At 44.1% G+C, this 19334-nt stretch carries 23 protein-coding genes and 2 pseudogenes; 15 read left to right on the plus strand and 10 right to left on the minus strand.

Annotation, left to right across the window (positions count from 1 at the left end; translation table 11 throughout):
* Positions 1 to 44 precede the first annotated feature (44 nt).
* The 8 genes and pseudogenes from BFO_RS14630 to BFO_RS13295 all read left to right on the plus strand — a co-directional run bounded on the left by BFO_RS14630 (position 45) and on the right by BFO_RS13295 (position 6064).
* Positions 45 to 1502: a DUF3289 family protein gene (locus tag BFO_RS14630; RefSeq protein WP_099046125.1), complete on the plus strand. Its 1458-nt coding sequence runs from the start codon at positions 45 to 47 to the stop codon at positions 1500 to 1502.
* A 2-nt stretch (positions 1503 to 1504) separates the two neighbouring features.
* The gene (locus tag BFO_RS13270; RefSeq protein ID WP_014226298.1) at positions 1505 to 2050 is read left to right on the plus strand and encodes a hypothetical protein; all 546 of its coding nucleotides are present in this window, start codon (positions 1505 to 1507) and stop codon (positions 2048 to 2050) included.
* A 1316-nt stretch (positions 2051 to 3366) separates the two neighbouring features.
* Positions 3367 to 3492, plus strand: a pseudogene (locus BFO_RS15895) (conjugative transposon protein TraK); the annotation flags it as partial.
* A 7-nt stretch (positions 3493 to 3499) separates the two neighbouring features.
* Positions 3500 to 3661, plus strand: a complete 162-nt coding sequence (locus BFO_RS16320; RefSeq protein ID WP_244262973.1) for a hypothetical protein — start codon at positions 3500 to 3502, stop codon at positions 3659 to 3661.
* A gap of 135 nt (positions 3662 to 3796) precedes the next feature.
* Entirely contained in the window at positions 3797 to 4120 is a 324-nt protein-coding gene (locus tag BFO_RS16325) for a hypothetical protein (RefSeq protein WP_014226302.1), read from the plus strand.
* Positions 4113 to 5015 carry a conjugative transposon protein TraN gene (gene traN / locus BFO_RS13285; RefSeq protein WP_014226303.1) on the plus strand — a complete coding sequence of 301 codons (903 nt, stop codon included), beginning with the start codon at positions 4113 to 4115 and terminating at the stop codon, positions 5013 to 5015. The genes BFO_RS16325 and traN overlap by 8 nt, the downstream gene beginning before the upstream one ends.
* Positions 5009 to 5587: a conjugal transfer protein TraO gene (locus BFO_RS13290; protein WP_014226304.1), complete on the plus strand. Its 579-nt coding sequence runs from the start codon at positions 5009 to 5011 to the stop codon at positions 5585 to 5587. The genes traN and BFO_RS13290 overlap by 7 nt, the downstream gene beginning before the upstream one ends.
* A 12-nt stretch (positions 5588 to 5599) precedes the next feature.
* The gene (locus tag BFO_RS13295) at positions 5600 to 6064 is read left to right on the plus strand and encodes a DUF3872 domain-containing protein (RefSeq protein ID WP_014226305.1); all 465 of its coding nucleotides are present in this window, start codon (positions 5600 to 5602) and stop codon (positions 6062 to 6064) included.
* A 354-nt stretch (positions 6065 to 6418) separates the two neighbouring features.
* Here the strand turns inward: BFO_RS13295 and BFO_RS13300 are convergent, their stop codons facing one another.
* Positions 6419 to 6802 (minus strand): PH domain-containing protein, encoded by a 384-nt coding sequence (locus BFO_RS13300; RefSeq protein WP_244262924.1) that lies wholly within the window; start codon positions 6800 to 6802, stop codon positions 6419 to 6421.
* A 537-nt stretch (positions 6803 to 7339) separates the two neighbouring features.
* Between BFO_RS13300 and tssD (BFO_RS13305) the strand changes: the two genes are divergently transcribed.
* The 5 genes from tssD (BFO_RS13305) to BFO_RS13325 all read left to right on the plus strand — a co-directional run bounded on the left by tssD (BFO_RS13305) (position 7340) and on the right by BFO_RS13325 (position 10574).
* A complete protein-coding gene (gene tssD, locus BFO_RS13305) occupies positions 7340 to 7765 on the plus strand; it encodes a type VI secretion system tube protein TssD (protein WP_014226309.1) in 426 nt (141 codons plus the stop codon).
* 12 nt (positions 7766 to 7777) lie between these two features.
* Entirely contained in the window at positions 7778 to 8182 is a 405-nt protein-coding gene (gene tssD, locus BFO_RS13310) for a type VI secretion system tube protein TssD (protein WP_041590961.1), read from the plus strand.
* Between the two features lie 10 nt (positions 8183 to 8192).
* Positions 8193 to 9284, plus strand: a complete 1092-nt coding sequence (locus BFO_RS13315) for a hypothetical protein (protein ID WP_014226312.1) — start codon at positions 8193 to 8195, stop codon at positions 9282 to 9284.
* 475 nt (positions 9285 to 9759) lie between these two features.
* On the plus strand, positions 9760 to 9963 hold the full coding sequence (locus BFO_RS15745) for a hypothetical protein (protein WP_157755326.1): 204 nt from the start codon (positions 9760 to 9762) through the stop codon (positions 9961 to 9963).
* Between the two features lie 77 nt (positions 9964 to 10040).
* On the plus strand, positions 10041 to 10574 hold the full coding sequence (locus BFO_RS13325) for a hypothetical protein (protein WP_041590964.1): 534 nt from the start codon (positions 10041 to 10043) through the stop codon (positions 10572 to 10574).
* Between the two features lie 374 nt (positions 10575 to 10948).
* Here BFO_RS13325 and BFO_RS13335 read toward each other — a convergent pair whose 3' ends face one another.
* From BFO_RS13335 to BFO_RS15250, 9 genes and pseudogenes are all read right to left on the minus strand, one after another.
* Entirely contained in the window at positions 10949 to 11140 is a 192-nt protein-coding gene (locus BFO_RS13335) for a hypothetical protein (RefSeq protein ID WP_014226314.1), read from the minus strand.
* Positions 11141 to 11362: 222 nt separating this feature from the next.
* Complete coding sequence (locus tag BFO_RS15750; RefSeq protein WP_157755327.1) at positions 11363 to 11665, minus strand: hypothetical protein; 303 nt, start codon at positions 11663 to 11665, stop codon at positions 11363 to 11365.
* 598 nt (positions 11666 to 12263) lie between these two features.
* Positions 12264 to 12779, minus strand: coding sequence for a hypothetical protein (locus BFO_RS13340; protein ID WP_014226317.1), 516 nt, complete (start codon positions 12777 to 12779; stop codon positions 12264 to 12266).
* 40 nt (positions 12780 to 12819) lie between these two features.
* Positions 12820 to 13434, minus strand: coding sequence for a class I SAM-dependent methyltransferase (locus BFO_RS13345; protein WP_014226318.1), 615 nt, complete (start codon positions 13432 to 13434; stop codon positions 12820 to 12822).
* Between the two features lie 14 nt (positions 13435 to 13448).
* Positions 13449 to 14021: a methyltransferase family protein gene (locus BFO_RS13350; protein WP_014226319.1), complete on the minus strand. Its 573-nt coding sequence runs from the start codon at positions 14019 to 14021 to the stop codon at positions 13449 to 13451.
* A complete protein-coding gene (locus BFO_RS13355) occupies positions 14018 to 14662 on the minus strand; it encodes a DUF6796 family protein (RefSeq protein WP_014226320.1) in 645 nt (214 codons plus the stop codon). Before BFO_RS13355 ends, BFO_RS13350 begins: the two co-directional genes overlap by 4 nt.
* Positions 14663 to 15257: 595 nt before the next feature.
* The gene (locus BFO_RS13360) at positions 15258 to 15716 is read right to left on the minus strand and encodes a DUF1896 domain-containing protein (protein ID WP_014226322.1); all 459 of its coding nucleotides are present in this window, start codon (positions 15714 to 15716) and stop codon (positions 15258 to 15260) included.
* 26 nt (positions 15717 to 15742) lie between these two features.
* Complete coding sequence (locus tag BFO_RS13365; protein WP_014226323.1) at positions 15743 to 16276, minus strand: ORF6N domain-containing protein; 534 nt, start codon at positions 16274 to 16276, stop codon at positions 15743 to 15745.
* Between the two features lie 35 nt (positions 16277 to 16311).
* Positions 16312 to 16518 (minus strand): annotated as a pseudogene (locus tag BFO_RS15250) (tyrosine-type recombinase/integrase); the annotation flags it as partial.
* 284 nt (positions 16519 to 16802) lie between these two features.
* Between BFO_RS15250 and BFO_RS13370 the strand changes: the two are divergent.
* On the plus strand, positions 16803 to 18032 hold the full coding sequence (locus tag BFO_RS13370; protein ID WP_014226325.1) for a site-specific integrase: 1230 nt from the start codon (positions 16803 to 16805) through the stop codon (positions 18030 to 18032).
* 52 nt (positions 18033 to 18084) lie between these two features.
* Positions 18085 to 19287, plus strand: coding sequence for a site-specific integrase (locus BFO_RS13375; protein ID WP_014226326.1), 1203 nt, complete (start codon positions 18085 to 18087; stop codon positions 19285 to 19287).
* Positions 19288 to 19334 lie beyond the last annotated feature (47 nt).

The following is a 19334-nucleotide window of genomic DNA, read 5'->3' on the forward strand; positions in this document are numbered from 1 at the left end:
TTATTGCATACCTTTGAAGGCGTATAACAAAATGATTACCATTCATGAGTATCAGAGCAGTCTTGTGTATCAACAGGCGTGAATATCGGGTGCTGCGTTATCGGCAACGGTTTGCCCGAAGGGTCAGCAGCAATGGCATGCCTGCTTCGGATTTGTACGGCGGTACTATCGATGTCGAGTTCGAGTCGGAACGCGATAGTGGCGTCTTTGCTTTGATGACGGATGAGAATACCCCCACGATCGAGGGGTATCTCCGTATTTCCCCGTCGGAAGAAGATACGATGGTCAGGGAATTGAAATTCGACGAAGCCTATCTTGTCGGTTATTCGGAGCAGCAGTATGATGATTGGGGTGCACCGGTGACGATGTGCGTCTCGATCTCCCCGATACGTTTGGATTTCAATCGTACCGTATGCATAGAACGTCGCAACAGCAGCATTTGGCGAGAGTATCGGGCGGAAAAACCATTGTTCAAGGCTCCGGTTCATACTCCGCCGTCTCCGTTGGTTACTTCCGTCAAAGGTGAAGAAACTGCTCTGCCGACACACACGGTCAAATACACGGTGACGGGGTATAACCTCGCGACGATCGGCGCAAGCGACCGTGAGCGAGTCAAATGGCTTGTCCGGGTAGACGGCAGGGACGAACTGCTATCGCAGCGAGGCGAAACGCTCGAACTGACGATCAAGCCCGAGTGGACGGGAAAAGATGTTACCGTCATGCCTTACCTGAGGAAACCCAATGAGGAGGTAAGCGTAAAAACGACGGTAGAACGTTTCCCCAAATCCATCCTCTTTGCCCGTTCGATGAAAAGGCCCGGGAAGACGCTGACAGGCGAGACGGCCGAAGATATGCTGTGCGCCGACAAAACGCCCGAAGAAGTGCGCAGGATGCACCGTCTTTTCGGCCTCCAACTGAAAGCATCCGACAAGGAGCTTTTTGCCGACATGTATATGCTGGCCGGTATGGGGAGCCTCTCCGGCGGTGGGGAGTTGCTGACGACTCTGATCGGTCACTTCAAAGGCAGTACAGGCACTCCTTTCTCCAACGCCTATATGGATCAAAAACTCAAAGAGCATCCGTCATTCCATACGTTTGTTTATCAAAAGGGTGAGGGAGTCTTAGACAATTTGATAAAACAACTTAGAAAGATTTTGGGAAATATAAATAAGATATATATACTGCAAAAAGGAGAAATTATTTCAGACCGAACTAAATTCAACACCTTAAAGGATAAACTCAATGGTATGACTTTGGCCGTGGATGATACTTCGGCATACGAAGTCTACGTGGACGATTACAAACTGACTGCTCCGAATACATTCAATTGTAACTTGAGGATAATCGTGTATGACAACTATGGCTTGGATGCAGCCGACATTGCCAAGTATGGAACAATAGCCGGCTTTCGGGCTTGGTATGTATTGCAACATGTGAGAGGCTACAAACCCTTCCTGACCAAGATGACCTGTATAATCCCCATTAAAAACCAAACTTTTTAATAATGAAAAAGCTGAAAATCTTCCTGTACGGTGTGCTGTTACTTGCTGTGGCTGCCGGTATTTTCGCCTTGAAATGCTATCTCAGCCCTATTGAGATCTATGAGATGCCTATTAACGCATGGAAACGGCCGGTGTGGGACGGGCCTGATTCTACACAAAAAGAAGAAAATTATGTGATATACAATCATCTTGGCAAACCGGAGCAACAGGTTTTAGATAGTGTAATGGCTTTTGCTGAAGGAACTATGAGTATTGACACCTTGAAGAAATACCAAAGCATGTATTCTCGTTCTTTTTATAAAAGAGATTGGACTGTAAATAAACACTATAGAGAAGAACCTGACGGGTCAGATATAATAATAGATCATGGTAATAGAAGAATTTATAGGATATTATGGGTAGTAGAAGATGAAATAGCTAATATATATGTCGGTGGCAAATACTATGTTGTCCCGATAAGCGATTCCACATGGCATATTATTTCTTCGATACGGCTGCTTGAGAGCAATGACAAATATCTTTGCTATCCGAGAAAGAGTGAAGAATGATCTGTATGAAAAAGAAAAGAAGAGCAATCTTATTGTATGGATTCCTATTTATTGTTGTTTTATGCGGTGCAGTTGCGCTTGAATGCCGTCTCAGCCCCATCAAGATTTACGAGATGCCCATTAACGCCTGGAAACGGTAGGTGTGGAATTGGCCTGATTCTACACAGAAAGAAAAACATAAAAGTTCTAATAGAGTATAGAGATGAAAAGACGAATTATACACCACAAATTATATATAATGAATAAGAGAAAACTAATCTTTTCAATTGTGGGGATATTGATAGGGTTTTCATTCTCTTTTTGGGACGCATTGGTGTCTTATGCAGATACAGCTCCAATAGAGGAGCCACTAAAAACGGTGTTAATCAATGTTGTTGGCACTCCCATATTTATATTACGAACTGTCCTATATGGCGGAATCGGTTTTTTTGCAGGTATTATAATCTCATACCTATTGACTGTTAAACAAAAAACAACATGAAGTATTATCTGCATCTGCCGAAAAGAATCTATAGACGATAGATAAAGGTTGGGATAATCTTGACATGGAAGCAAATAAGAAAGGCATAGAATTTGGAAGGAGCCTTCCTAAAAAATAATCAAGATAAGAATAAAACCTTTTTTAAGATTATCCGGCGTACTATTAGTTCCGATTCTCTCCCTTGCAGTCATGGGAATAGTGCATGGTATGTGGTTTGACCCCGAACGAAATATGGAAAGAATGGATGCCGAACTATATTCTCCTCCCATCATACAATACGGAGTCTATTATCTGGTATTTGCCGCATTAGCGATATTCGGCGTCCGGTTTCTTTGGTGTTCTTATCGGATGTACAGGACTGCACTACCACGATTTTTATGTTTGTTCTCACTCTTCATTACGCTCGTTATATTGCTTTTCTCACTACTTGCCATCCACAAACTTTATTAAAGAGAAACGAGAGAAACGCAATCGGCATTTCTCTCGTTTTGCAAAGACGACGTGCCGCTCCGGTTAGGACGACCTTCCGTCCGTTTTAGGTCGACCTAACCGCTCTGTAAGGACGACCTATTTGCTCCGTAAGGTCGACCTAAACGCTCGGTTAGGTCGACCTGACTTTCTGTCAGGGTCGACGTATGCGGTTTATTCCCTCGTAGTGTGCGGACGAGTAAAGTCTTAAAAAGACACCCCGAAGGGCTATGCAAGCCTTCGGGGCGTTATTCACAAAACAAAAAATATGACGTGTTGCCACGTCCGGAAAGATTGATTCTGTATTCTTTAAGAGTAAAAAACGTTTTTCGTAAACATAATGTTTTGTTGTTTACATAGACAAGTATCGGAAATCACGGAGCGGTCGCTTATCACCGAATGCAGCCTGATCAATTCCGTTCGTTCGGACAACAATCCGCAGGGTTTCCTGTTGGAACGTTTTACCGTGCTGCAAAATCAGGACATTCAAACCGGAAACGATGAAACGGCTCTATCCTCCTTCGGCCGAAGAGCGACAAAAGGAAGAGAGGACAGCAGGTCTTAACGATACCGTTCCGCAAGCCACCGACGGGGAACTGCCCGACGATAAACTGAAAGGCTATGAACTGGGGCGCGATGAAGAAAAGGAATCCCACCGGTAGGAGACCCTCGGCAACCTCTACGACTATTTCGAGAAGAAAGACGAAACACGGGAGCAGGAACTCTCGGAAGAGGCCGCTTCGGACGGGCTTCATCCGATCGAGCGGTCGGTAAGCCGGTATGAAGAAACGTCGCAGATGGTACATTCATTCTACGAGCCACCGGCATACGACTATGAGAAAGAAGCCCTGTGGGAAGAGCCGGACATGATACGCTCCGAACTCGCAACTCTCAAGGAGGAAAAAGAGGAGGAGATCGATCATCTCGAACTGCTCGAAAAATCTTACCGGATGGCAGCCAAATACTTCCCGGCCTCCGGTGATGCAAATTCCCGGAATGCATACGCCCGAAGTCAGGAACGCCCGGCCGATGCTCCCGCACCCAAGACAGCGGCGACAGCGCAACGGACGGCTTTACCCGCTGTGGAGCTTCTTCCGGAGAATTTACCGGGGAATGAGTAAGGCGATTCCCGAAGGCCGGGTCGTATTGCCTTACGGACTGGAGGTGACTTTTGAAAAGACTGTTCACCTGATTTTTCCTTCCGCCATCCGCTATGTCGATCTGGGAAGCAATAACCTGATTGCCGGAAAAGCGGAAGATGCCGAAAACGTGCTGCGTGTCAAGGCTGCCGTACGGAATTTTGAAACGGAGACCAACCTGTCGGTCATTTGTGAAGACGGTTCATTTTACTCCTACAATGTGAAGTATGCCGAAGAGCCGAAGAAACTCAATGTGGAGATGAAAGACTTCTTGTGCCAACGAGGGCAGAGCGGAGCTTGCTCCAGCTATGCCGAGGGCAGCCAGGACAGGCGCGAAGCGCAGTTTTTGTATCCCGGAGAAGGACACCTGCCTTCGAACCGTGCCGACATCTACTTCAAGGAATTGGGCAACGAGTCGCCTGTACTTGTGAAGTTGATGATGCAAACCATCTACAAGCATAATAAGCGAACGGTCAAGCACATCGGTGCGCGGCATTTCGGCATGCAGTTTCTCCTTCGAGGACTGTATGCACACAACGGGCTGCTTTTCTTCCACATCGTTATCGGAAATCAGACGAATATGCCTTACTCGGTGGACTTCATCACCTTCAAAGTGGTGGATAAAAAGGTGGCCAAACGCACAGCGATTCAGGAGCAGGTTTTGCAGCCGCTTCGCGCCTGCCATCAGGTGGCATGGATCAGGGGGAAGACGTCCGAACGGACGGTCTTTGCGCTGGAGCAGTTCTCCCTGCCCGAAGACAAGCAGCTGGAAGTAACGCTTTACGAGCGTAACGGTGGACGAACCCTGACATTCCGCGTGCAGCAGGAAGACCTGTTGCGAGCCGAACGAATCGATAACCTGAAACTCCGATGGTGATGAAGAAGTGTCTGTTTTTACTCGTCTGTGTCGTCGTAATGGCCACTCCTTCGTACGCACAACGCCTGATTCCCGGACAAAAGGGGATGGAGATTACGGGCAGCCTGCCTGTTATCAACGGAGAGAGGCTCTTTCGAAAAGATCATTTCGGTGTCGGAATATCGTTTACCCGCTACCTCAAAAGCGAAAACTATGCCTTTCTCGCCGCCGAATATGAGCAGCAGGATATGGCTTATCGAAGCTATCGTGTGCCGATGAAAGATGCCTTCCTGCAGGTCGGCTATATGCATCCCGTACTGTCGGATGGCGGGAAGAATCTCTTTGTCTGTGCGGGTATTTCCGCTTTAGGCGGTTACGAAGAACTTTACCGGGAGAGAACTTTTTTACCCGACGGAGCCCGCCTCTTGGATCGTTCGGGCTTCGTGTATGGCGGCGCCGTGCATCTGTCGATGGAGCTTTTTCTGACGGACAGTCTCTTGCTGCTCGTCAAAGCTCAGGGACGCTTGTGTTTCGGATCGGATGTGAATCTCTTTCGTCCCGCTCTCTCGGCGGGATTTCGTATAAACCTCTAAACCAATGAAACGATGAAAAGAAAATGGATCGATGCGCTGTGGGTGATGGGAGTATTGCTCATGGCCGGGTTTTGTTTATCTGCTTGTAATCGGGAGCTGGACGTGCAGACGGTTTTTCCGTTTGAAGTAAGCACGATGCCGGTTCCCAAACAAATCAAACAGGGCGAAACCGTGGAAGCGTGCTGTACCCTCGTTTCGGAAGGCGATTTTTCCAGAACGCGCTATACAATGCATTTTTTTCAAACGGAAGGGAAAGGCGTTTTGCGGATCGGACGCGGGGTTGCTCTCAAACCCAATGACCGTTATCCGGTGGGTAGGGGAGACTTCCGCCTCTACTATACCTCACGAAGCAAAGAGCGGCAGTCGCTCGAAATCGTCTTCGAGGACAATCATGGACAATCGCAAACGATCGTTCTGGATTTTAATCACAAAGAATCGGACGAGGATAAAGAGCGAGAAGCCGGTTATCGCACCTGACCGCTCCAATAATTCCTTTTTTTGTTCTTAATCAATCGAAGGCGCCCGTCCGAGAGGATAGGCGCTTTCATTCTGTTCAAAGAGTTCATAAATAAAACGACCTGCCCATTTGAGCATCGCAATGAGAGGCTTGGCAGGTTCTACACGATGCAAAGATAACGGGTTTCCGGGTAAATGGAATAATATCCCTTGTTTATTCAGGGCAACCGCATCAAAATATAAGTGCCTGATTATCAATTATAGTTTTGAGTGCATTCTTTATCTTTGAGTATAATCTCCGAAATGCAATCATTTGAAAATTAGCAACTTGTATTTTCTCGAAATTTTTGATGCGGTTGCCCTGTTGTTTATTGTTTATTCGTTGCTTTTGCCGAAACGCTTATCTACCTCTTCGCTGATGGCTCTGCGAAAGCTCAGAGGATCGGCGATATAATGATAGGTATTGGTAGCGCCTCCGGTAGTTACGACCACTGTTCCGAAGTTGAAAATTCGTCCCCAGAACGATTCTCCGAAAGCGATGGCTTTGGCTTTGTTCAGCTGCAATTCGACAACGCTGCGACGAATCAGGCCTAATTTGAAAATCACCCGTTTGTTGGTTACGACGTATTCGGCATAGCGCCGGCCGAGGTAGCTGTTGATAATCCCCCATAGGGCTATAGCGATCAGCACATAACCCGGAATCTTGATGTAGAGTGGTGAAAAGGATATCAGCAGCAGTCCGAACAACAGGAATTTCATCGGATAAACAAAAACCCACCAATGCACTTGGGCTTTGTATGTAACGGTTTCACCCGTCAGCAATGTTTTGTCTATGTAGCTCCTAACTAATTACAAGTTTACCGTATCAATGAACTTATAGCGTCCAAAGATATAAGTTTAGTATATTTTTTGTGAATAAATCTCTCTTTGCTTGTATTTACGCAGTTCTATCTGCCTATTATCGCGTTAGCCTTTGAGGTCAGAGGGGCTAAGGGGGGCTATGAATGCTCCGGCCTAATCTTCTAAGCATATCCCAAATAATTAAATCATATCACATTGAAGCTCCTTGAGAGTATAGCCGTTACACCCCTCCTTCACAATGTGGGTAAATCGGGGGTATTAGAAGGAATTAGGGTCCGCAAAGATATATATTTTGGATATTCAAGCGTTTTTTTGTACAATTGTGTGGTTTTAAGCTTTGGAAGGAGTGTATATACAGGTTAGAAATAAAGAAAGATCGCTCTTTCTGAGAAATGCGAAAATTTGGGATATGGTTCCCTTAAGATTTGACTAATTATGTTTGGACACAGAAGTTTTTTACGCATCGGTTCGCTGGATGATGCAAGCATAAAAGGATTGCTGGCAAGTGGAATGGAATTGAACAGCTTTAGTTATTCATATAACCAAGCAATTGATATTCGTGGAAAAGCTCAGGGTGAAGTCCGAAGTGGGACACTATTGCTGACTTTTGCCAACTTACCCCCTGATGAAATTATTGATTGGATGTTGAATCCTCGTAAATATAAAGATGGCTCTATTGTTCTCTGTGACATGAATGATACTCCTTTGCAAAAAATCTCGTTTGAGAATGCCGCTTGCGTAGGGATGGACATAAGCTATTTGGAATCAGGAAATAGTTATGCCTCTACCCGAATTACCCTACGAGCAAAAAAAATGACAGTAGGTAATACAGTCGTTGAGAACAATTGGAAGAACATATAATCGTAACTTGTTATGGATTTTAGTCTCATACAGCCCGATGGAAACTTAACCGCGGTTTTAGTGTTTATGGGGAAAACGTACAATTTGTGTCAATTCAGTACCACTTTTGAGCAGTCCACTGATGAAAAAGGTGAGCCACAAGCTGAAGTACGTGGTGGTAAACTATTGGCAGTTCTCTCTCAAATACCGGATGACAATTTATTGTATTGGGCATCTAACCAATGGTCACGTAAAGACGGCGAAATTGCATTCAGGAATGAAACGGGGACACCTCCCTTGCGTATTACTTTCAAAGAGGCGTATTGTATTGGGCTGGTACAAGAAATAAACCAAGGAGTAAAAACGTCTCTGCTTATATCCCCTAAATCTATTCAAATCAATGGAGCCTCAACCTTATATAACGATTGGATTGATTGAATGAAGTAATATGTCACAGCCAAAATACAATAATAAATATATCAGTCGGGAGCTTTTTGATTTCTACCGAATGACCAAACAGCCGTATGAGGGTTTTGTGATCGGATTGGGGTATGCCTTTACGCAAAAAGGTGCAATAATGACTTCGTTTTCTACAAACTATAATCCCTCTAATCCCTTTTGCCAGGGAACCGGCTTTTTCGATATGTGTACCACCCAGCTTTTGGATACTTCTCCAGAGGCGGTTGTGAGAAGTTTGAATCTAAAAACGGAGGATATTCTCTCTTTTTTAGTACAACCACGGCTCGACGGCTCATTATTGGTTAATATGGGGAATGATAAATTTTTATCTGTTCCATCCGATAATACTAAAGTCCAGTTCATAATAAATGATGACGGATCAACCTTAAAATATAAATTTGAGGTTTCAAATATCAAAACCAATGAATATCATCTTGTGCAAGGCTCTTTGAGAGATATGCCCTATACATTCGGCCAAAATAATTTGTGGGATATACTTACTTCTGAAAATCTCAAAAAAGCCAGTTTTATAACGGGCTCCGTATCGTTGGGGTATTCTGCATGGGAGAATATCTTATTTAGCAGAAATAGTGAACTTTATATTCCCCGTGCAGGAGAAAATAAGGGAATTCCAACAAGTGTATGGAAAAGAACAAAATCAGGAGACTTTGCACTTAGAAATGGAAAAAAAGTACCAGTGTCCGCCAATGCTGCCTCTAAAATCAGGCTTGTTAAAGCGGTTCGTACTGGGGGGGTCGTACTGAATGCAGTTGGAGTTATTATTACGATGTACACAATTAGGGAAGAAGGATTTACATTAAAAAACTCAGCGGATTTGATTTTTGGAGCAATTGGGTTTATACTTGGTTGGGGCTGGGCCGTTTCGGGTGTGTACTTTGGGCTTGATGCATTGGGCGTTTTTGACCAGCCGGTTGCGCGTGTTATAGAAAGGCCTGAGCGCGCGAACCCATTTGAAGCTGTGCGAGATAACACCTATGTGGCTCCTCATCCTCAACTTCTTGAAATAGGCAAGTCAAGGGACTCTATTTCCAAGACTTTTGATAAATTCGAAAAATATTGACACTTCATGTTCTCTTACATATACTACAGAATATATTCAACTTACCAGATAAAGTGGAAGAGCGATATTGCCGGACTCTATGCACTTTTCATGCTTTCCATCGCTCAATTATTAAATCTTAATACAGTTATAATTCCAATCTGCTATGCATTGGGAATCAATTTTCTTCCCTCTAAATTGTCGTGGATGATAGTACATATCGGCTTCATAACCTGCAATGCAATCTATTTTTGGAAGATTACTAATTATGATAAATTACACAATAGATGGAAGTCAGAATCTAAATATAAAAAGAAAAGAAATGGATATTTAGTAGTGCTGTATCTGCTAATTTCATTTGTTTTGGGATTAACCGTCCTCCATTATTTAGGCAATTGGGAAGCAAAGAATACTAAGCATAATATTGAGAAAGTGAATTATCCGACAATAATTCGGAATTTTTGATTCAGAAGAAGAATGAGTTATAGAGCAAGATTTGAATCGAAGTTTAAAAGGTGAACTCAGAATAGGTGTGTCTATTGTTTTATTGTACCTGCCTGTTGTCGGTTGGATTTATACGGGTTATATGCTTCTTGATTTAATTGGTGCGTTTGATCGTCCTATTATTCAACCCATTCGTAAAGATCCCTATATTATAGAAGCAGATAGTACACGTATAGTAAAACCTCCGAATGATTAAGAAAAAGTCGCTAATTATAGATATGCCACAACGAAAACAGCCGGAATTTAAACAAGGTAAAAAGAATTGAATAAGCTATGAATATTTATAAATATACATTTTATTTGTCTTACAAATTTGGAGTAAAAATAAAAACTCCAAATCCGGCATTCGCAGCAGTATGTGTGGCGACAGCAGTAAAATTTATTCATCTTGCTTTTTTTGTGGGGTTTCTTTACTCTTTTGGCTTGTTTCCTGCGTTAAAGATATTTTTTGACAATTCCATTTTGGGAAAGTTGTTGGCGTTGTTGATTGGATATATAATATTGGCAATAAATACTCGTTATGTGTTTGGGGTAAAAGACGCTAATTATCAAGGTCTCATTGATAAATTTGATCGCGATTCCTCCAAAGAAAAAAAAACAAAAGACTTTTGTTACTCTTTTCTTCGTTATAATTCTGCCTATTTTGGGTTTGGTCGTTTTATGGTATGTTTAGAAAGGATGACCAAGTGTTATGTTCTCTTACATATACTACAGAATATATTCAACTTACCAGATAAAGTGGAAGAGCGATATTGCCGGACTCTATGCATTTTTCATGCTTTCCATCGCCCAATTATTAAATCTTAATACAGTTATGATTCCCATCTGCTATGCATTGGAAATCAATTTTCTTCCCTCCAAATTGTCGTGGATGATAGTACGATGTAAACAGTTTTACGCCTTTGTGAACCGATTTCGGATAGAAATGGAGCGAGCGGAAGTTTATGGAAACTGAATCGCGCCAAGCAGGATACAGTGCATCCAATGCAACTAATTCGTTGCAGCATATTTGTTTAAATTTCAGAAAATTGACCAATATTGCCATTTCATCGTATTCAGGCATTTTCTTGGATTGCTCGAATATTTCGCATAATCTCTCCTCATCCCTACTACTCGTGCAACCGAAGCATAGAAGCAAGGTTAAACCAAGAAAAAAGATGAGTCGTATTTTCATGAAGTGTCTAATAATTTGCTTTTTGCGGACAGTCCTTGTCAAACCAAAATTGCTGCCAAAGAAAATCCTCCATTCTTGCGGGTAGGAGGTGTGCATTTTCCATGCAGAACATTTTGGGAACGATGTTTTTTTCATCGTAATCAAGATATTTCTTCTTTTGGTTTTCTTTGCGATAGGCAAATGCAATGCCTTCGGGCATATATACCGTTCCTCCGATGTTTATACGAATCGTCGAAGCCGTATCGGATTGATTCGATAGGAGATCTGAATATTGCTCAAGGGGAAAAGGCTGCACAGTGTCAATCTTTACTCTCCATCCGCCTTCCTTTCGTGTTATTAACCCGACGGGACTATTTCGTGATTTTTGAAACTATTAAATGTCTGACTAATATATTTTTGTCAAAATAAAAATAACGTTATATTATCGCCGTGTTAATAGCTCACCAAAACACAGCAAAATAGAACCGATAGCTTGGGGTTCTACATCCAAATCTTTTATTTTCAAATCCATGGTATAGAACATGGTACATGTATCACGTGTCGGATAAAAATAGGCCGTCCGAAAATCAATGGAAACCGAATCCCGCCAACTCGGACATAGCCTTTCCAAGGTTGCATTGGCAAATTCATCACAACATATTTGTTTAAATTCCAATGAATTTACAAAAGCTGCAACTTTGGTGTATTCGGGTACACGTTTCGATTGCTCGAAAATTTCATGCAAACGTTTCTTTTCCGCTCTATTGACACAACTGACCGCAGAGAGCAGTTATATAAAAAAGGAAATGGTGTACAATAATTTTTTTTTCATTTCCCAGTCTTTTTCCAATTTATCTAATTCTAATTGTGTCGTTGTATTTGCCCACGGGAGGAATTTATTCCACAAGATCTGGTTTCGATTTACAGAGTCTAACGGTTCCCATTTTCCATTCTCGTTGCGCCTGTAGCGAGCTTCTGTACTTATAAGGATTCTACTTCCCGGAATAATCCTAACTCTAATTGGAATCGGAAGTCGTAGAGTATTTATTTTCCCTCCATTAAAAAATTGCTTTGAAGTCAATACTCTTAAAAGTCCGTTAGGATTGCTTACATCATCAATATAAAATTCATTTATAACCCAAAGTAATAATTTTTAATGAATATCCGTTTTTGCACCTAAAAACTCTATTAAACTATTTAACAACAATAATTTAGATGTATAGGTCGGAGAGAGAAATAGATTTCTGTATATCAGCAATATATAATTAATTTTAGGCATATATACGGACATTCATTTAATTTTTACACACCAATCTGATACAAATTTCTTGAAAACTTCAAATCTATTCTCTTCTTTTCGTCGCAACGACCCGGGCGACCGTCTGCCATGTTCCGTTTTTATTTTGTTGCTCTTTGCGCCAATGAAAAGCGGTGGCAGTCATATCGGAAAAAACATACCTCATTCTGCCGGTCGTGTTTTCGGTCAATACGATGTTATCTCCCGTTTTACGGGCTGTCAAGCGGATGGCTTCGCCCGTACAACCGTAGAAAATATCCCATGCCGAAGTCTTCGGGTTGAAAATACGGAGTGTGGTTCCGTATTCGGCATCCGGCTGTTTGTTTATCAACCTCTCGGAACGCGACGGGACGATGAACAAGTCCTGAATGGCAGTCCCGTCCAAAACCCAAGAGAATATCCATTCGCCTTTTACCCGTCTGGGTGTTGCGTCGTACAAACGGTCTGTCCATTCGATCTCCCATTCTCCCACCAAAGAACCGAAGAAATCGAGCTCTTCGGGGATTCGTTCACTTCTTTTTTCGCTGCAGAGAGCAGTGCTAAATTCTTTTATCAGATTCATTTCGATAATGATTTGGAGGCAATCGGAGTAGGTCAAGTATTCATTTATGCCCGATAACACAGATACGATTACCCTGCGTAAATACGGAGGTCTGTGTAAACCCTGCTTTCGTCATGTTCTCAACGATTTCGTCCGGGGTATAAATTTTCATATCCAAGAGTGAAATCCATCGCTCGTTTCCTACCTCGGAAGCCATTTCGTTGCAGACGGCAAACCTGCCGCCCGGCTTGAGTACACGCCTTACTTCTTTGAAATCCTCGACGATGTCCGGCCAGAAATAGATGGTTTCAAAAGCTGTTGCAAGATCGAAAGTCGCAGATTCATAAGGAAGGGATGAGACCAAGGCCTTCATGATTTCCGCCCGGCCGTCTCGGACAGCTTTCCTGTTCCTGGCAACGGACTTTGCCACGCTCTGCGCCGAGTAGTCCGCTCCGCATACTTTTCCTTTCGTCCTTGTCAGAAAGTTGGCGATGTTTTGCCCGCCGCCGCAACCGATGTCGAGAATATCCTCCTCACCGGACGGTCGGATACATTCGTCGATGCACCAGAGAGCCATTTTATTATGGCCGTAGTTCATCCCCGCAAGCATCATTTTTCCCCAGAAATTGTTTTCAGGTCTGCGGCAATTGCTTATGAACTTCTTGAACAGTCTCATCTTCTATTCAGCAGCTAAAAGAACAAGAAATAACGAGGAGTCTTGGCCTTGTATTCGCGGTATTCCTCTCCGTAGGTTTCCTCACAATAGCGTTCTTCTCCCAATATGAGGAAATGTGTGGCAATGATGAAGGGTATCATGACGAGTAGCATCCACAACGAGGCGGAAGCGATACAAACGCCGAGCATCCCCGTAAAAAAGAAAAAGTACATCGGATTGCGCGACCAACGATAGACTCCTCCTTTGATGGTCTTTCCGGCAGGAGTTGCCACATAGTTGTGAAAAGCCCGGACAAAGAGCACCAGCGAAAGCACGTAAACCACCATTCCCGCAAGAAACCATGCCGTACCGAACTTGAACGGGACGAAAACGGAAAGCACCAATATGGCAATTTGCAGGATTGTACTGACAGAGGCGTTCGCCTTGTCTTTGGCCGTGTACCACGAGGTGTCCACCGCGCGCTTTCCTCCCTCACGGAAGATTGCCATATATATAAACTGTATCAGCACCATGCCGAACGAAGGTATCCATGCGTTCAGCCATCCGGCTTGCAACGTGGTGAAAAACGAAAAATCACTCATAGTCATCGGGGATGATATTGTTTTTTTAATGTGATCAGCGATACGGCAAAAATCAGGGTATACACCAGATTATTCCATCCGCCCGCTATCAACAGAAGAAACGGTTGCGGCAGCGTTTTCCAAAGGAAATTGAGCCAGATGGTGATCAACGGTGTTGCGAAAACTATCCAACGAGGAAAAGAAGTCTGCTTTTGCAGCACCAATACAGAAAAGAGCAACCATCCGATTCCCATTAAGAAAAAAGAAAAACCGCCCAACCAGCCGATATAGGAGAGAAAATGGTCGATGATTTCGGGATGTCCCTGCGACGATACGATGCCGAAAGCCGGGAAGAAGGCATGATAAGCACCTCCGACAATTATACTTACGGATAGAGAAGCAAGCATCCAGCAGGCTGTTTTTCGTCGCGCTTTCTTAACCCTGAGAAACAAATGGTAGAATCCGATGATGTAGAGAACCGCCGCCAACGGGCCTATTATCCCTCCGGCAATGAGACGCTCCAAGGGCACTGTGCCCATAGAAGGCAACAGATCTTTTTCCAAATCGGGAATGGGTTGTGTCGTAAAATACAGCAACATGTCGCCGGTATACATCAGCAGGCTACCCGTTATTCCTGCATATCCGGTCAATCTGAGTATTTTATCCATACCTTTTTCTTATTATTTGAGTTTACAAAACTATACAAGTGGAATATCGTTTGCAATCGCCAATAGTGGCTATTTTCACAGTCCGGAATCCCTATTTCTTAGGGTTTGTCGATTCGTCAATCAGTAACTCATATCCTCAAAATTCAACCTTTAATAATCTGTTTGGCATTGGCTCTCTGCCGGATTGCGACCCATCGCATGAAGGGATTTTGATGTGTCGGGACGACCTGTCATCTGCATTAGGACGACCTGTTATTTGTTTTAGGTCGACCTAATCGTTCAGTTAGGTCGACCTAAACAGTCTGTAAGGACGACGTAAACGGTCTGCAAGGTCGACCTAAACGGCCTGTAAGGTCGACCTAACATTCATGTAAGGACGACCTGACTTTCTGCCGGGGTCTTTTTGCACATCGTCAGCCTTCAATACGGACTGTGATACATTGCATTATCGGCAGTCCGGGATCGAAGACAACAAGTGGAAGATTTGGAGACGGAAAAGATGCTCCCGAAACTCTCCGGAAAAGAAAAAAGGACAGCCCCATGTGTGAAGCTATCCCTTAAAAAAAAAGAGGTTGTCGAGAAGAGATTGATCGGGCTAGCGGAGAATGTCCTTTAGCAAATCGTGCTCTTCCATGACCGTAGCGATCGTTCCGGTCAGTTCGGTATAGAGCCGGTCATATTCCGACTTTTCATCGAAGTCGTCTCCCGGATGGTAACGGTCGAAGGTATCTTTGACTTCTTTGTGCTCCAACAGAAGCAAAGAGAGTTTTCCCGACAGTTCGGCGGGAACTTCGTTTGCAAATTCGTTATCGATGATTTGTTCGATAAACTGATACGGCGAAAAATGCAGTCCTCTAAGCAATACTTCCATGGCCATGCTTTCGGCTATGCCGATGGGATTGTCTTGCAGGAAGGCTTCTTCGTACGTTTTTGCAGCAGCTTCGGAACGTTCACGGATAAACGTTTCGTCACCGAGCAGTTGCGGATGGTAGTCTTTCAGATAAACTTCCAGTCTGAGTCGGTAATACGACAAGGTTTTCTTTTCCTGTTTCATCTTCTTTCCTCATTTAATTACGGTGATCATTTCTCTTGCTTGGGAATGATAAAGCCGATGGGATTACGAGGCTTTTCCGCTTTTTCTTTTTGCTCCAACAACTCCGTCAGGGCCGTGTACAACTCACTGAACTGCACATTACAGCTTACTTCAAGGTCTTCGATACGCTTTTTGAGTTCTTCATAACCGGCAATCATCCGACGCATGGCAACGAAAGTCCGCATGATGGCAATGTTCACTTCTATTGCTGTCGGACTGCGCAGCACCGATGATAGCATGGCTACTCCCTGCTCGGTAAAAGCCATCGGAGCAACGGAGCTGTGCTTGAGGGTTTCGGGTAACCGGTCACAATTTGTGACCAGTTCCGTCCATTCGTTTTCGGTAAGTTCGAACATAAAATCTTCCGGGAAGCGCTGCAAATTTCTCCTGACGGCCTGTTTGAGCACTTTTGTCTGCACACCGTAGAGTCCGGCCAAATGATAGTCCAATATCACTCTGTTGCCACGAATCTCAAGAATTTTACTCCGGATGACGCTTACATCTGCTGTTATTGTATTCATATCATTGATTTATAGAATTTGTATTGAATTTCAAGTCATTGTTTTGCTTGTGACACCGGAGATCTGAATATATCCAGCTTATCCGATAGCTTGAGCATGTCCTGTTCAATCTTTTTATTGGTGATACGGGCGTAAATCTGCGTCGTTTTGATATTGGTGTGTCCCAGCATCTTCGACACGGATTCGATGGGAACGCCTTTACTCAAAGACATCGTGGCAAATGTATGGCGTAAACAATGGAAAATATCGTCCATTTAAGGATTTGGAAGAATATAGAGAATAAACCGGTAACATGTTGTAAATTAGTCGATTTTCTATATGCTGCGAGTGTGGCAGGAAAGCAATTCGGCACGGAATATTGAATCCTTTCAGTTACCAAACCGTTATCCGCCAGTTTCCCCAGTGGGGCGAGGTAACGAAAAAGGAAAGATTTTTCTGGAGTAGGTTCTATCTCTATGTTCCACAACGTTTTGCTTATCAAAGGACGCTTTAACAACGGGTAATTTTGCCCATAAAATTAAAGCGTATGAAAATAGAAAAATTCAAAGTGTTGCTCTACCTCAAAAAGAGCAGACCCGACAAGTCGGGCAAAGCGCTCATTATGGGACGCATCACCGTCAATCATTCGATGGTGCAGTTCAGTTGCAAAATTTCCTGTACTCCCGACTTATGGAATCCTCGTGAAAGCCGTCTGAAGGGCAAGAGTCATGAAGCCGTAGAGACCAATGCAAATCTGGACAAGCTGCTGCTCTCCATTCACTCTGCTTTTGATACGCTCGTGGATAGGAAAGCAGACTTCGATGCGGAAGCCGTCAAAAACCTGTTTCAAGGAAGTCTCGGAACGCAGATGACTCTGTTGGGAATGACGGACATTGTCTGCGAGGAATTGAGGAAACGCATCGGGATAGACCGTGCAAAGGGAACTTACCCTGCCTATATCTATACCCGGAGAACCTTGGCAGAGTTCATCGAAAAGGAGTTTAGCACCAAAGACGTCGCTTTCGGTCAGATGACGGAGCAGTTCATTCATGACTATCAGAGTTTCATCTTGGATGATAAAGGACTTGCCATAGATACCTGCCGGCACTATCTGGCTATCGTCAAGAAGGTATGCCGAAAAGCCTACAAGGAGGGACATGCCGACAGATGCTTCTTCACCCACTTCAGCCTTCCCCAACAAAAGGAGAAAACACCGAAAGCCCTAAGCCGGGAATCCTTTGAGAAAATCCGTGACTTAGAAATCCCAGAACATCGCACTTCCCATATCTTGGCAAGAGATCTCTTTCTCTTTGCCTGCTATACCGGAACAGCTTATGCCGACGCCGTTTCCGTTACACGGGATAATCTGTTTACGGATGACAGCGGCAGTCTGTGGCTCAAATACCGCCGCAAGAAAAACGAGCTTCGTGCCTGTGTCAAGCTGCTGCCCGAAGCCCTTGACCTGATAGAGAAGTACAGGGATGATGCTCGTCCGACACTCTTTCCCATGCTGTACCATCCCAATCTACGCCGTCTGATGAAAAGCCTTGCGGTTCTTGCGGGCATTAAGGAAGACCTGACCTACCATGCCGGCAGACATTCATTTGCATCACTGATCACCTTGGAAGCCGGCGTTCCTATCGAGACCATCTGCAAGATGTTGGGACACTCCAACCTGCAAACTACGCAGGTCTATGCGAAGATTACGCCCAAGAAGCTTTTCGAGGATATGGACAAGTACATCGAAGCAACAAAGGATTTGAAACTCATATTATAAACACACAGACATATAGAAAACAGAGTGAAAATCAAAAAACAATGAAACAACCATGCGCAGTACATTCTCTTTATTGTTATACATCAACCGAAGCAAAGTCCGTGCGGACGGTACGACCGCCGTACTTTGCCGAATCTCCATCGACGGGAAAAGCACGACGATAACCACGGGCATCTCCTGCAATTCCAAACAGTGGAATGCAAAAAAGGCGGAGACCGCGGACGTGCGGACAAACAACCGTCTGAAAGAGTTCCGCAAACATGCGGAGCGGCTCTATGATGAAATGCTCAAAGAGCAGGGTGTGGTCAGTGCAGAACTGCTGAAAAACAGGATAGCAGGTCAAGCAGTCATTCCTATCCATTTGCTCCAAATGGGAGAAAGAGAGCGGGAACGCCTTGCCGTCCGTTCCAAGGAAATCGACTCCACTTCGACTTACAGAAGCTCACGGTATTACCAGAACTATATCCGTGAGTTTTTGGACTCGAAAGGCAAGACGGATATTGCCTTTTCGGACATCACCGAGGAATTCGGACGGGAATATAAGGTCTACCTGAAGCGGTACAAGAACTTCGGAGCATCGCAGACCAACCATTGCCTTTGTTGGCTGAACAGACTGATGTATCTCGCCGTAGACTATGAGATTATCCGTGCCAATCCTCTGGAAGAGTTAGAGTATGAGAAGAAACCACCCTCCAAACGGATGCACATCAGCAAAGCGGAACTCAAACAACTGCTGAAACTGAAACTGCCCGCCAATGACCCTTTGAAGGAATTGGCTCGCAGGACTTTTATCTTCTCCTGTTTTACGGGACTCGCCTATGTCGATACCCAACTGCTGTATCCGCACCATATCGGGCGGACTGCCGACAATAGAAGATACATTCGCATCAACCGTAAGAAGATGAAAGTAGAGTCATTCATTCCCCTGCATCCGATAGCGGAGCAGATACTTGATTTGTACAATACGACCGATGACACGCAGCCGGTTTTTCCTTTGCCAAGCAGAGACATGATGTGGTTTGAGATACACGAACTCGGTGTCATTATCGGGCGGAAGGAGAACCTCTCCTACCATCAATCCCGGCACAGCTTCGGATCATTTTTGATTTCTGAGGGGATTTGTACGGAGAGCATTGCCAAGATGATGGGGCACGCCTCCATCGCCAGCACGCAGACCTATGCGAAGATTTCTGAGAAGAAAATTGCAGAGGATATGGATAGGTTAATCGAAAGAAGAAAAAGCAATGAATACTAAACTACTGTTCTGTAAATTTTGACATGGCGCATATTATTTGTATCTTT

The organism is Tannerella forsythia 92A2, from assembly GCF_000238215.1.
In the GTDB taxonomy this organism is placed as follows: domain Bacteria; phylum Bacteroidota; class Bacteroidia; order Bacteroidales; family Tannerellaceae; genus Tannerella; species Tannerella forsythia.